This window comes from Mycobacterium sp. NGS29 (assembly GCF_059812965.1).
This window is the reverse complement of the sequence record NZ_JCALDR010000024.1, coordinates 1-13,310: the sequence shown is the minus strand read 5'-3', so window position 1 is coordinate 13,310 and position 13,310 is coordinate 1. Positions and strand designations below refer to the sequence as shown.

9 protein-coding genes and 1 pseudogene are annotated in these 13,310 nt (G+C 64.7%); 3 read left to right on the top strand and 7 right to left on the bottom strand.

What is annotated here, in order from left to right; all coding sequences use genetic code 11:
* Positions 1 to 107: 107 nt before the first annotated feature.
* Complete coding sequence (locus tag AC5Y5Z_RS23265) at positions 108 to 1,112, top strand: alpha/beta hydrolase (RefSeq protein ID WP_133449284.1); 1,005 nt, start codon at positions 108 to 110, stop codon at positions 1,110 to 1,112.
* Between the two features lie 410 nt (positions 1,113 to 1,522).
* Here AC5Y5Z_RS23265 and AC5Y5Z_RS23260 read toward each other — a convergent pair whose 3' ends face one another.
* The 6 genes from AC5Y5Z_RS23260 to AC5Y5Z_RS23235 form a co-directional block, all read right to left on the bottom strand.
* Positions 1,523 to 1,852, bottom strand: coding sequence for a hypothetical protein (locus AC5Y5Z_RS23260; RefSeq protein ID WP_240743961.1), 330 nt, complete (start codon positions 1,850 to 1,852; stop codon positions 1,523 to 1,525).
* Between the two features lie 976 nt (positions 1,853 to 2,828).
* Positions 2,829 to 3,410: a hypothetical protein gene (locus tag AC5Y5Z_RS23255; protein WP_499927798.1), complete on the bottom strand. Its 582-nt coding sequence runs from the start codon at positions 3,408 to 3,410 to the stop codon at positions 2,829 to 2,831.
* Between the two features lie 56 nt (positions 3,411 to 3,466).
* The gene (locus tag AC5Y5Z_RS23250) at positions 3,467 to 4,186 is read right to left on the bottom strand and encodes a hypothetical protein (RefSeq protein ID WP_499919388.1); all 720 of its coding nucleotides are present in this window, start codon (positions 4,184 to 4,186) and stop codon (positions 3,467 to 3,469) included.
* Complete coding sequence (locus AC5Y5Z_RS23245; RefSeq protein ID WP_499919387.1) at positions 4,186 to 7,488, bottom strand: hypothetical protein; 3,303 nt, start codon at positions 7,486 to 7,488, stop codon at positions 4,186 to 4,188. The genes AC5Y5Z_RS23250 and AC5Y5Z_RS23245 overlap by 1 nt, the downstream gene beginning before the upstream one ends.
* 139 nt (positions 7,489 to 7,627) lie before the next feature.
* The gene (locus AC5Y5Z_RS23240; protein ID WP_240751274.1) at positions 7,628 to 8,008 is read right to left on the bottom strand and encodes a Fis family transcriptional regulator; all 381 of its coding nucleotides are present in this window, start codon (positions 8,006 to 8,008) and stop codon (positions 7,628 to 7,630) included.
* Positions 8,009 to 8,399: 391 nt separating this feature from the next.
* Positions 8,400 to 9,911: a PE domain-containing protein gene (locus tag AC5Y5Z_RS23235; RefSeq protein WP_499919414.1), complete on the bottom strand. Its 1,512-nt coding sequence runs from the start codon at positions 9,909 to 9,911 to the stop codon at positions 8,400 to 8,402.
* Positions 9,912 to 10,229: 318 nt separating this feature from the next.
* Here AC5Y5Z_RS23235 and AC5Y5Z_RS23230 point away from each other — a divergent pair, with 318 nt between their 5' ends.
* Positions 10,230 to 11,435: a hypothetical protein gene (locus AC5Y5Z_RS23230; RefSeq protein ID WP_499919385.1), complete on the top strand. Its 1,206-nt coding sequence runs from the start codon at positions 10,230 to 10,232 to the stop codon at positions 11,433 to 11,435.
* Between the two features lie 563 nt (positions 11,436 to 11,998).
* Positions 11,999 to 12,802 carry a WXG100 family type VII secretion target gene (locus AC5Y5Z_RS23225; RefSeq protein WP_499919413.1) on the top strand — a complete coding sequence of 268 codons (804 nt, stop codon included), beginning with the start codon at positions 11,999 to 12,001 and terminating at the stop codon, positions 12,800 to 12,802.
* A 222-nt stretch (positions 12,803 to 13,024) separates the two neighbouring features.
* Here the strand turns inward: AC5Y5Z_RS23225 and AC5Y5Z_RS23220 are convergent.
* Positions 13,025 to 13,310, bottom strand: a pseudogene (locus AC5Y5Z_RS23220) (hypothetical protein); the annotation flags it as partial.

The window sequence follows — 13,310 nt, the reverse complement described above, 5'->3', positions numbered from 1 at the left end:
CGCGCCCTGCTACGAGTCAATCAACTTCCCGACCGTGAGCCCGCCCCGGGCGCCGACCGAGCCGGTAGCCGGACAGAACCACCGCAGCAAGGCCACGGACATCTCCGATGACCCGCGCGGCCGACGCCTCCGAATCCGCGGAAACGCCTTTTGTGGAACGGGTTTCCGACCGCTGGGCCCTGATCTTTGACGAAAGCCGATCGAATGCGTTCGAGCTTCGCCAGCACCTGCGCGGCAATTGCACGCCCCGCCGGCACGTCCAGGTTGCGCGCGTGCACAGTCGTCGGGCGCACGGTCCTGATGGCCACGGCGATATCCCGGTGCACATCTACGAACCGCTGAGCACCCACACCACTCCGGGTGCCAACACCCATGCCGCGCTGATCGTCTACTTTCACGGCGGCGGTTTCGTCCTGCGCGACTCCGTGGCACGGGATGCCGATTGCCGCCGCCTGGCCAACGGCGTCGGCGCGGTCGTTGTGGCCGTCGACTACCGCCTGGCCCCCCAGAACCGCTTTCCCGCCGCGCTGGAAGACGCCTGGGCGGCGACCCGGTGGGCGGCCGACACCGCCGAGCAGATGGGCTGCGATCCGCACCGGGTGGCGGTGGCCGGAGAAGGTGCGGGTGCCAACCTGGCGATCGGCGTGTGCCTGCTGGCCCGCGACCGCAGCGGACCGCCCATCGCCTTCCAGCTCCTGCTTTGTCCCGTCGTCGACCAGCGACGCCAATCCGCGCCCACCCCCACTCCGCCGCGGGCGGCGGTCGTCACCGCCGAACACCTGCACTGGTTCAGCGACCAATATCTCGCTGGCGACCACGACCGGCTCAATCCGCTGGCCTCACCCCTTCTCGCCGAGCTGTGCACACTGCCGCCAGCACATCTGGTCCTGGCCCACGCCGACCCGCAGCGCGCGGCCGGTGAACAGTTCGCCCGCCAGCTGCGCGCCGCCGGCGTGCCGACCACGGCGCGGTGCTACCCGGGCATGTTTCACGGCTTCTACAATCTGGCCGACCAACTCGACACTGCCGCGCGCGCCAACACCGATGTCCACACCATCTTGCGCGACGCCCTCAACAGCCCAGACGCTCAGTCCCGCAGGACATTACGTTGACGACCACAGTGTCCGCCCCTATCTCGGACCGGCGGGGCGGATCCGGGCGAGGGATAAGGCGCGACGGTGGTGAGGCCAATGTAGGAGCTCTTCACTCGCGGCCGTCAACGCTGCGTGAACGTTACTGAATTGCTGCGCAGGCGTACCTGCCAATGACTCGACGGACATGTAGTAGCCGCTCGCGCGATAGGTGTCACGGTCTCCTGGCCTGACGACGACGCGCACAGTGCCGTCATCGTAGATGTGCTGAACACCCCGGTGGTGGATACGCGGGCCAAACTCAACCACGCGGCCGTCGCCGCCGAAAATAGGCCCCTCGACTGTCTGAGTCAGCTCACAGGTGGACATCCCGAATGGGACCTCCCAAGGGGATTGCGCTGGAGTCAACGCTTCGGCTTCTTGTGCCCCACTCATATGACACTCGCTGTCTCGGTTGGTAATACCTTTGCTGAACTGGCGGGCGCGCGGCAGGCGGTGCAGATGCCGGTGTCGTCGTCGTAGGTAATCTTCCAGGCGCATGGGCCGCTGATTGTGTCGCACGCGCTGTAGTCGGTGCACCCGCAGACTCGACACTCGCGTGGGTATCTCCACTCGACCCGGGTGACCTCGCTAGCAGCGGTCACGCCGCGGTGGGACGCGGCAAAGAAATCGATGAACTCTTCGGTCGTCATGCCCGGAAAGCCCTCGGCGATCACGTCTTCCGCGGTGATGCTGTCAAGCCGCTCACGGCGAGTAGACACGATCTCGACCGTGACGATCCGTTCCAGGGGCTCACCAGCCCGCCGGCCGCGCACTTTTGGGCACGGGGTCACTAGGTCCCCGGGCTTGAGAGCTTCCCACCCAACCCTACGGGTGACCGTTTTCTGGCGGGCGCGTACCTGACCTGTCGTTAGCGCCACGCTCATCAATCTCGCCATAACTGTTCGCCTCTCGGTCTGACAATCTTCCATGGGGTCGCCCGGCGGGGGTCATTGCGCTGCCCTCCTTGAGGCTTCGGCTTCGTCTGACCAGAGTCGAATTGCCCGAACGAGTTCCGGCGCCTCGGCCTCAGTCGTTTCGCGTGCCATGCTGCGTCACCCCTCGCCTTCAACCTCGGCAGTTCGGAGCCGGTACCGGACTACTGCGTAGGGTGGTCGTCTGGATGCCACAGCAGCGTCAAGGGACCACGAAGAACGTCCCACGGGAACGGGCGATCGTCGCCGAAAACTACTCCGTGGCGTTCGTCGAATCGCGCAGCAATCGTCCCATCCGCTTGGTTGAAAACGACGGATCGAACAGGTGCATCGGCGGCGGCGACTGTGCGCAAGTCTAGCCACCGTCCAGTGAGATCGTGGATTGCGTTTTCTCTGACCGTGGACCCTTTATCCGAGCTTTGACCCGAATCCCAGGCGCTGCCAAGGACTTCAGCCAGCGCCGCGATGTTTCCTGTACCCGCTGCAGTGGTCATCGTCGTTGTCTCTTTCCCTCGTACCTATCGCGAACTTCGTTAGAGTTGTATCGCTAGTGTTTTCAACGCGTCCGACACGTTGGCTCGGATATAGACGAGGTTGTCCTGCAGAGCAGCAGGCAGGTGACGGTTCTTCAAGGCCTCAGGCGCCCCCTCGGAGATGCGCACTAGGGTGTCGAGGATTTCCTCATCGTTGTGACTTTCCATGAAATGTACAGTCCTCCTTGGTCATACGTTCACTGGACTTGTTGTACGGGTCAGGGCGGCCCTCAACCCTCACCCGGGGCGTAGTCAATGAGCTTGAGCGGTGGTGCGTTATTCATCCACACGTGCGTGCGTCCGCTGGTCAGTTGTGTCTTTGCGGGGTGTACGCGCCATGCTTGTTGTCGGGTCATCACGGTGTGGGTAAGGACTTGTGCGTGGAACCAGGTCGGGACTTCAAGGGCGTCGATCACGGTGACCCGGCGGCGCAGTTCGGTCATGGAGCGGGGGCCGGCGTTGGTGACAGCCACTTGGTACCAGGGCTTTCCGTGGATTGCGCCGATGGCGACGGTGTGCGTGTCAAGCCACTGCTGCTTGTCCCACTCGGCCGGTATCGGGTCATTGCCGTTGATGCTGCCGATGGCGGACAGCGCGCGTTCGTAGAGCTGCTGGTTACGGCGCTCAACGATATCGGGGCCTCTCTGTAGTTGCGTGATGCGCTTCGGCGGGCACAGTGGTGCGCGGCGCCGGTCGCGCTGCCCGCCACTGATCCAGCGGCGCACTGTCGCCGCGGTGACACCGACGTACTCGGCGACGGCATCAGCATTGACCCGGCCTCTGGGGCTGGTGCCGTAGCAGTCGATCAGCATGTCGGCAAGGCGTCCCCGGGTCCAACGCGGCCCCGCTACCGGATCGACGAAAATGGTCACGGCCGTTCGCCGAATCCGAAGTCCTCGATGCTGATGAATCCCCAGTCGGCGAGGTATTTTTGGTCCATCACCTCGGTCAGCCAGGCGTGCAGGCCTTCATCGCCGCCCTCTTCATACGCTCGCAGCATCGCTTCGACGTCCTCGACGTCGATGTGTTGCCGGATGGTTCGGTCTTTGGTGTATTGGTCCTCGACATTGCCGCCTGGGCCCTGGTTTCCACTGATCCACAACGACGTTCCACCGACCAGGGCTGCTTGGCCATGGGGGCTGGTGCGAAAGTCGTCGGTGGCGGCTTTGCGGCCCGCTTTGGTGGTCGCCGCCTTTCTGGACTCGGCTTGCACCGCGGCGAGGTGAGCTGCGGAAGGTTGTTGTGTCCCGGCAGCCCAACGCCGCACCGTCGACACCGCCACCCCGAGCTTGGCAGCAGCGGCCTTCGCATTGACCGCCGCGCCTCGCACACCGCGACCGAACGCCGCCAGCAACATTCCCGTGGTGTTGGTTCCGCTGCTCACATCGGCGCTACGACGTCCCGAGATCGCCCGGTAAATGACCTGACGTTGTGCGGCTTTGGCCTGCTTGATCGCCTCGCGCACTTGGGCCTTGGGCACTCTCAGTCCTGCTGCGGCACGGTCGACGTCAACCGAACCGGCCGATGCGGATCCGTATCGACCGAGGTCGTCGCCGGTCAGGTTACGGCGCCGCCGGGGCCGCGCCATCAGCTGCCTCTCTTCACATCAGCAGGGCTGGCCAGCGACCCCAGCATGTCGGCCCACTCGTCGGGATCCAGCAGCGCCGGTTTGCCTTTGTAGTGGCGGCCGTCGAGAAATTCGACCTGGTCGGACAGCAGTGCTGAGCCCTCGTGTTTGTATTGGCCGAAGCCGCGGCCCCAGGTCTTCGCCTCTCCGGGCCATGCCGCCCGGGGGTCGGGGTCGTCGGAAAGGTAGAGCACAGTGTCTTTTTCCACCGCGACCGGCCAGCGGCCCGTCGCTTGTCCGATCTGGTCGAGCCGGTAGGCGATATTCGCGCTGGCTTTGCCGATGATGCTCAGGCGTTTCATCGGGTCATACCCGGTCTTGCCCTTGAGATTTGATTCAGAACCCATCAGCCCGATCCCTACGTTGCGGATGACCTTCGACTGATTGCGGGCGGCCTGAGCATCGGGATCATCGCTGTCCAGCACGACAGAAGCGTCACGCACCCGCTCGTAGAACCCTTTCAGCACGCGGCCGTGATTAGGCCAGCTGTAGGCTTCGACGATGGTCGGACGGTAACCGAGCTTCAACGCACGTTCCAGCCGCGCCGTCGTCGTAGGCTTCGGCGAAGTGAACTGCAGCCCAGCAGGATTCAACAGGAACGGCACCCGCCAATCCTCTGGTTCGGGCACCACGATCGTGACCAGACCCGGCGCCCTGACCAGCTGCGCCAACCGGGCGGGATCCTCGAACACCGACCCGTCAGGATGGTGAACGGGTTCACCGATCGGCAGCTCCAGCCCGGCGATTGCGGCAGGGTAGGACCCGCCCCGATCGTAGGCGTGCACGAAGCGGCATTGCAGCTCCTCAGCAGTAGGTGTCCGCGTCCAATTGAAGTCGCGCTCAACATCATTGATGGTGAACGGAACATCGAACGTCGAGGGCGCCAGCGGCCCATTGCGCCATTCTTCAATGGTGGTGCCTTGGGGTCGCGATTGCACCATCAGATCGATGGCGGTGACTCCGGGATTGATCTTCAGCGGAAACCGTTGGGCATCGGCCAGCAGTTTGAGTCGGCGAGCGACCGTACTCGGCGCGGATACCTCGATCCCCTCATCACCTGGCCCGTCGATGAGGACCGGCACGTTGATGACCTCCTGAGGCGAGTCACCGGAACTCGCCATCCCGGGAATCAGCACAACCCAGACGCCTTTGCGCTGCTGATCCGACGGGTAGATCCTGGTCCAGATTCCCAGGCGGGCCGACGCGCCTTCGCCGCCCCCGCCGAGCTTCCAGCCGTCGGCCACGGCCTGGGTGACGAAGGGAATGTCTTGGGTGCAGTCGCGCAGGACCGCGTCACGATCCTTCGGCTTCTTCTCCAAGACGAGGTCGACGTCGATGCCGAAGCCACGACATGCTTGCTCGGTGATCCAAATCTGTCCGGGCTCAGAATATTTCGCTGTCAATAGGTAGCCAAGACGATGCGCGTAGGCTAGTTCAGCGACGTGTCCCACATGGGTTATCGGTTCCGGCAGGTTGTGTTTGGATCCGTCGGCCATCCATAGCCCGCCGGCGTCCAGGACCGCTGCCGGCGACCCACCCAGTTTCGCACGTACACCAACCGGCCCGCGGCGACGACGACCAGGCGCACCAGCTGCCGCATTCCTGTCTTCGGCGTCATCAGGTGCGCTCTTGGCCACCTCCTCACCCCCAGAACCCGCAACCTCGGGGGCGACCAACGTTGGTTCCGCGTCGTCAGCATCTTGCCGACCAGGGGTGTCACGCGGGGGCGGCGATTGGACGGCAGCGTCTTGCAGTTGGTCGACTCCCACCGCTGACGGGCCAAGTGCTGCGCTGAGGACCGCATAGACCTCAGCGGTGGATTCGGCGAGCAGCATGCCCAGAATGGTCTGCTCGGTCAACTCGGCACGAGACGTGACAACCAGCCGCCCGAGCCGAGTGTGACTGTCGGACAGATCAACTGGTGCACTGGACTCCAACGGAGCCGACGGCCCGTACACCATCGATGTGCCATCCACGTAGAGCGGCCACGTTCGGTGTTCACGAGAGATCCGCATCGCTGCGCGCCGTGCGCGCTGGCGGATGTGTGCGGCGATCGTCGCAGCCCAGGCCGGTTGAAAGTGGTGCCGCGAGTCTTCATCCGCCCACGCATCGGGGTCAGCGAGGGCGGCAAGGTAGTCGTTAGCGGCGGCGTCCACCAGCTCCAGCAGTGGCGCATCGTCGGCGAATGATTCCCGGGCGTTGCGCAGCCGAGTCGCCCATGCCTCCAGGATGCGTGCTTTCTGCGGCCAGACGATCGCTTCGCTGATTTCGAGCTGTTCGACGCTCAGCCCGGCGCCGCCGTCACGAACATCTTTGGCCAGGCCGTCGAGGTCTTCGGTGGTCACCCACGCCTGGGATCGCTGGTTGGCGACCATGCGAGGGTGCGGTAGCGGCAAGGTCGCGGGCAGGTCCAGCTCGTCTGCTGCGGGCAGGTCAACGAGCCAGAGGCCAAATGGGCGCTTCTGTGCGCGCGCGGCGGCGACTGCGGCAGCGCTTTCTAACGCCTGCGTTTGGCCGTGCCCAAACGTGAGCATCCCTGCCGAGGCCAGCGCTGGGCTCTGTTGGTTCAGGCGCACCAGTTCGTCACAGCGTCGCAACTCGTATTCGGTCTGGTCGGTGGTCGCCGACCAGGCGGGCTGGATCCGCAGTTCCGGCGACACCCACGCTGGCAGCAGTCCGGGCGTCGAGACCACGACGCCCCGACGGCCGGTGCGAGCAGCCATGACGTGGTCGGCCAGCAATGCACCCGAGGCCGCGCCTCCGTGCCCGGGCAGCACCCCCAAAGCGGCATACCAACAGCGGAGCCGACGGCCGAGTTCTGCGGCGTCGTCGGCGACCGCAGCATCACCGGCAGCCAGCCACGGTTGCTGCTCAGCCAGCACCTCAACGACCACCCGCTCAGGTCCGCGGCCATGTGCGAGGACTACCGCTGGCCCTGTGCCGCCACGTAGTTCCCACCCGTCGTCGACGAGCGGCGCCAGCCTTTGACCAAGGTGTGTGGCTGGATCCCCGGCTCGATCGCCAGGGGCGCCGACCAGCAGATCCACTGCTGCGCCCGTCACCCACACCCGCGCAGCGCCCATTTGATCACCAAAGCCCGGTATCGCCTGCAGCCCCCCACGCTTGACCGACCACAAGATGAGCTTGCCGAGCTTGCCGGCAGTGTCGACCGGATCTGTCAGCCGCCGGCCCTCGACAGTGAATGATCCTGCAGCGGTCAGGACCAGGACATGACGCCCAATATCGGCTGCGCCAGCGGTCATGGCTACTGCCCCACCGGAACAATGTTGCGACCGAAAATTAACGCGGCCCCCTCGTGCTGCTGTCTCCTGTCCACGACGGCACCGACGTCGGCGCTCGCGCAACCTGCTGCCAGCCAATCTGCGACATACCGGAATTCGGTCATGCGCGCGGCCCTGACGTAGCGGCGCGGTCGTTCAAGTAAGGGCGGATCCGTGCGCTCGCACCCTGCTGAGTCATCCCCAGGATGGATCCGACTTCGGTGAACGTCGCTCCCGCTTCGATTGCGGCCGCGGCGGCCGAACGTTCATCCAAGCCCGCAGCACGCAGCAGCGCAGCACGAGTGAGTTGGATGTCCTTGGTCTCCGGGCTGCTGCCCCGCTCCACAGCTTTGACCAAGCGCGCACGTTGAATAGGGGTTGCTTTACGCCGGACCACCCGCCGCAGCCATGTGTCCACCGCAACCTCCAGGGACACGTCGGCGATTCTTGCTGAGAAACCTTGGACGTCACGTTGAGCCGCATCCTGAATCAGCTCGGTCATCGAGCTTCCTGCCATCACGCGGATGCCAGCCTTAGAGCCTCGATTTGCACGAACCAAATGCTAACCAACGACACTGACACGCACAATCCCTACTTGTGCTCAGGTACAAGTAGGGATTGTGCCAGCATTCGGGCTCCGAGAGCCACCGATGCTCGATCCATTTGCCGTTAAGTTCCTGTGCCACTTCGCTAATTAGTAGCGATCTGCGTCGCCCCATAATGTGGTTGCGTGGACGCTTCGCGGCGCACCTGACGGGTGACAAGTGCCCCTGCTGCTAAATGCTGCCCCTACGGGCGCAGACTTCGGGTGGGGCGCGTGCCGCGTCCCGGTCGGCACTCGGCACAGTTGCAAGCGGGCAGCTTCATCCTGTGAAGATTTCCAGTTGGCGACGTTAGCCGAAGGGGATGCTGAGAGGACCGAATCCGATCATGTCGCTGCCGGTCAGGAAGAAGCCGATCGCTCGGTCACCGGTGTTTCCGATGCCGAGGTCGAAATTGCCGGTGTTGTTGACTCCGAAGTTGTAGCTGCCGATGTTGCTGAACCCGACGTTGAAAGCACCGCTGTTGGATCCGCCGAAGCTGAAGCTGCCGATGTTGTCGAAGCCAACGTTGAAATAGCCGTTGTTCCCGGTACCGAAATTGAGTGACCCGATGTTATTGGAACCGAAGTTCGCGATGCCGCTGTTGCCGTTACCGAAGTTCAGGAATCCGGTGTTGCCGGTTCCGGCGTTGAGCAGGCCCAGGTTGCCGGCTCCCGGGTTGAGGAAGCCCAGGCCGAGGCTGTTGAGCACCGTGCCTTCGATGTCGACGAGAAACCCGTGCAGCAGGACGCCGGCCTGACCGATGGCCCCGTCGACGATGCCATCGACGGTGCCGATGATCTGATCAGCGAAGCCGGTGAACAGGATGTTGATGTTGGCCAAGCCGGTGCCCAGGACACCGTTGAGATTGGCTTGGATCGTCCCGACGAGGCTGGCTGTGCCCACGGGGCCGCCGATGCCCGCGGGCCCTGGATAGCCGAATAAGCTGCCCGGGCCGCCAAGGCCGCCCGCTCCCCCGCTTCCGGGTACACCGTAGAGCACTCCGGCGGCCCCGCCGTTGCCGCCTGCGCCCCCATTGGCTCCGTTGCCGTAGATCGTGGTTGCGGCTCCGCCAACTCCGCCGTTGCCTGCAGTACCACCATTGCCCCACAGCAGGCCGCCGTTGCCGCCGTTGCCGCCTGTGCCACCGCTCCAGCCGAGACCGGCTGCGGCGCCGCCGTTTCCACCATTTCCGCCGGTCCCCCACAGCAGGCCGCCCGCGCCGCCGTTTCCGCCCGTTCCGCTGGGTGCGCCGGTGCCACCGTGTCCGCCGTTGCCGATCAGTCCGGCTGCCCCGCCCGCGCCGCCTGCACCGTCGTAGCCGTTGCCGCCGCTGCCAAATAGCAGTCCTCCAGGCTGGCCGTTCGGCGCGGCCACGGTTCCCGCGGCGCCGTCACCGATCAGTGGCCGGCCCAGCAGCAGGTTGGTGGGGGTGTTAATCAGGCTTTCCAGTGGCGCAAGGGTGGGGGTGCTCAGGAGATCGTCGAGTGCCTGGTACGGCCCTGCCGGCAGCGCGGCCACGGCGTTGCCCAGGCTCTGCAGGGGATTAACGGATGCCGCCTCGGCTATGGCGTATTGAGCGCCGCTGGATGCGATCAGATCCGCGAATTGAGCGTGGTAGGCCGCGGCCTGCGCGGAGACGAGGCGGTAATCCTCGCCGAGCGAGTTGAAAAAGCTTGCGATGGCATCGGATACCTCATCGGCCCCGGCGGCCAGAGCCGTCGTCGTCGGACCTGTCGCTGCAGCGTTGGCAGCGTCCAGCGCTCCCCGCATCCCCGCAAGATTAGAAGCAGCAGACACCAAGTCCTCGGGCGCCACGAACATCCACGACATACAACCTCCCTGGTCCGCGATGCCCGCAGTAGAGCACAGGAAGGGGACACGGCAAATAGATTGCTCACTCGCTCACGGCGAGGTTGACGTGTCCTTGACCGGACGAAATTTCTGCAGCTCGGCACTGCTCTGCCACACCGCTACTCGGGCGGAGAAGGGAAGGCCTCTCGTGGCCGCCGTAGATGTCGTGGCCGGCGGATCTGTTTCGAGCCTCCGATGCTCTGCGGACGTTGGCAGCAGGCGTGGGAATCATTAACGGGCTTGTCTCGCGGCAAGCAACTTTCACCGCCAGATGCGTAGCCTAACTGGGTGTCTGATTCCGTGGTCGACGACGATGGCATTCCTGCCCTGGGTGCCGCGCTCGAGCTGCTGCACGGCGCTGACAACGCTTTTTCCTCCGTGCAGGCCACGTTTCGGATCTGGCGGCACAGCGAGCATGCGGCCGCTGCGCTGCGCGCCGACCTCGACAAGCTGAGAAACGCGGGTGCGGCGATCTCGACGATGGCATTCCGCAGCAGCGGGGAGCAGGTAGCCGCGGAGCAGGTGGAGTTTTTGCGGATCTGGCGCGAGGCTGATCGCGTCCGCGAGGAACACGAGGGCGGGCCCAGTGACGGCTCCTACGCTGTTCGCGCGGGTGATCTGTGGTGGTCATGGGATCCACGCATGGGCGCTCGAAGCAACCAAGACGACCCGCAAGTTGGCAGCGGGGTCGGCGAGCAAGTGTCGATCATGCTCGATCCGACCTCCCTGCTGGGTGCATTGCGATTCGCCCCGGCCGGTCTGTCCACCGTCGCCGGACGGGCCACGCTGACCGTTCAGGCCTTTCCCCGCTGGGCAGACTCCCGTCGCTCGCAGCAGATGTTCATGCTTCATCAACTCGGTAGCGGCGCAGACCAATACACATTGCAGGTCGACCGCGAACGAGGGGTTGTGCTCGACGTCGTTGCTCTCGTTGGCGGCGAGGCCTTCCACCGGATCACAGCAATGGACATCGTCTTCGATCGGCCGATCGAAGAGCAGCGGTTCCGCTTCGAGCCGCCGGCCGGCGAGGAGGTCCAGCCGATCGGCCAGCGGATGCAGCCGTCCCGACTGACACTGGCCGAGGCCCAGCAGCGCGCTCCGTTCACGGTGCTGACCCTCGATCGCGTTCCCGACAATTGGCGTCTGGATTGCCTATTCATTGCGCCGACACCACGTCCTCCGCAGCCGGCGTATGTGCTGGTGAACTACCGCTCAGAGGATGGCCACCAAGCGGTCTCGTTGTCCCAGTGTCTGGCTGCAGATCAGCCGTCTGCCTACGAGCAGCTCTTTAACAGCGACGTGTGGCGCACCGTGGAGCACGACGGGGCGATAGTGCGAGTCACCCGATCAGACGTTCTCGGTTCACAGGCACAAGCGCACGTGGAGCGCGACGGCACACTGGTGATACTGACCTCTGCAACGTTCAGCAGTGACCAGCTCGCCGAGATCGCCGCCCGTCTCAAACCCGCCCCGACTACGAACGATATCCAGTAGCGCGCGTTAGCCTGTTCCACGAGATACGGCAGGAAGCTCCCGGCCAAACCGATACCCGTAGGTCTCCCAGCGCCGGATTCGAGAACTACTTGGCCAATCAGGGGAAGTCACCGCCGCCGAATAGTGTCGGCCCTGTGACCGCTTTGCGACGCACCCGGAGAGGGTGGGAAGAGCCCCCTGCTCCGGAATATTGTCCCCGAGGGCACAGACTTCGGGGCGGCCCGGGCCGTGTCCTGATCGGCAGTCAGCAGTGCTGCTGCGGGCAGGTCCATCGCACATTTCATTGTCAGCGATGCGACACCACGCTGTACCGTCCGCCCCCAGGGCCACAGTGTCAGTTCACTGATTTGGACAACCGAGGTGGCAGGCGCACCGGTGTCGATCAACAACACATCGACGGACAAGCCCGCCCACTCTGAACACCGGGGTGCGCCCGCCGGCATCATCGGGAGGGGCCACCCCGGAACCGGAGGCCGAAGCCTGCTCCCAAGAATCCGGTCAAGAAATTGCTCGCATCATTGCGCCCGCTCCCACCCCGAGCTTGAGTCTCCTAGCCGTTGACGGTGTCCTGGGGTGGACGTAGTTTTCGGTTTCAGCTCCGATCGCGCTTCGCCGTTATGCGGAGGAAGGGGGCGCTCGACGAGATGGCTGGTGTGGATGTCTCTCCGGCGGATGTGTTGGGTTCTGCTGATGCGTATGCGGCGCTGGCGGCGCGTGCGGCGTTGATTGCGCCTCAGGCGGTGGTGGAGGTGCAGCGGATCGCGGAAAGTCATGGTCCGATGGGGTATCCGACGGCGGTGGGTGTGGCGGCGGGGTTGGCGTCTCGGGAGGGGTCGGTGACCGCCAAGGTGGCGGATTTCGGGGTGTATTCGCAGCGTTTGACTGAGCATGCGGCGGCGTATAGCCGTGCGGATAAGGGTGGGGCGGTGCGGCTGGCTGCGGTGGCGTGGCCGGCGGGGTTGCGTGAGTTGGTGCCCGGCACGGGTGTGCCTGTGGCCCATGTTGACCCGAAGCCTCCACCGAGCAAGCCGGCGGAAAAGCTCTGCTGGATCGGCACCGAAGATGGTGATGTCGCGAGTTTGTGTCCCCCCGACACCGACAGGGTCAGCTACGTCGACAAAGACAACAACTACGTCTCCAAGGACCTGAGCACCGGAGAGATCACCATCGAGTTGCAGCCCGGGCCAGAGCCCGGGGGAACCAGCTGCTGGCTGGGCAGCCGTGATGCTGACCGCTCAATCTGCGGACCAGACACCACCCGATGGGTCTATCAATACAGAGGCTGGCGGGTCAGCGAAGTGCTAATGCCTGACGGTCACATCGAAGTGATCTTCGAGATGCCGCCAGGTCCTGTTAACCCCAACTGATTGACGACCGCTCCCCCGCGGCTGTCAGCGGCATCCGAAGCGCGCGAATTGAGCGGTCATCCGCCGTTGCGGGGCTTCGATTCCGTACATGCTTCGCGTACCAATTTGGGCGAGAAGCCCGCGTCGGTCGGGTTCTTTAGCTGGGGTCGTGTGGTGGTTGTCGGGTGTCGGTGGGTGTGGTGGCTCGGTTTTGTTGGCGGGTGGGGGTTTCGTGGAGGTCGGTCATGCGGTGTTGGTCTCCTGGGGGGGGTGGTGGAGTTGGGTGGCGATGTGGGGCCAGCAGTGGTGGCAGATGGGGGAGGCCAGGGGTAGTTGGGGGCGTTGGGGGGCGTTGGGTGTGGCGCAGTTGAGGCATTGGTTGGTGCGGATGGCTTGGTCGATGAGGAGTTCGGTGCTCAGTGAGGCGGCGGGATGGTGGTGGGGGGCTGGGGTTTTGGGTTGTCCGGCCAGGGCGTCGTCGGCCCAGTGGGTGAGGGCTTGAGTGAGTGGTAGGTGGGGGAAGAGTCGG

Bases quoted from the DNA above. Each gene is read 5' to 3' on its own strand.
- AC5Y5Z_RS23250 (WP_499919388.1), bottom strand. From the start codon at position 4,186: ATGGCGCGGCCCCGGCGGCGCCGTAACCTGACCGGCGACGACCTCGGT.
- AC5Y5Z_RS23245 (WP_499919387.1), bottom strand. From the start codon at position 7,488: ATGACCGCTGGCGCAGCCGATATTGGGCGTCATGTCCTGGTCCTGACC.
- AC5Y5Z_RS23240 (WP_240751274.1), bottom strand. From the start codon at position 8,008: ATGACCGAGCTGATTCAGGATGCGGCTCAACGTGACGTCCAAGGTTTC.
- AC5Y5Z_RS23265 (WP_133449284.1), top strand. From the start codon at position 108: ATGACCCGCGCGGCCGACGCCTCCGAATCCGCGGAAACGCCTTTTGTG.
- AC5Y5Z_RS23255 (WP_499927798.1), bottom strand. From the start codon at position 3,410: ATGCTGATCGACTGCTACGGCACCAGCCCCAGAGGCCGGGTCAATGCT.
- AC5Y5Z_RS23235 (WP_499919414.1), bottom strand. From the start codon at position 9,911: ATGTTCGTGGCGCCCGAGGACTTGGTGTCTGCTGCTTCTAATCTTGCG.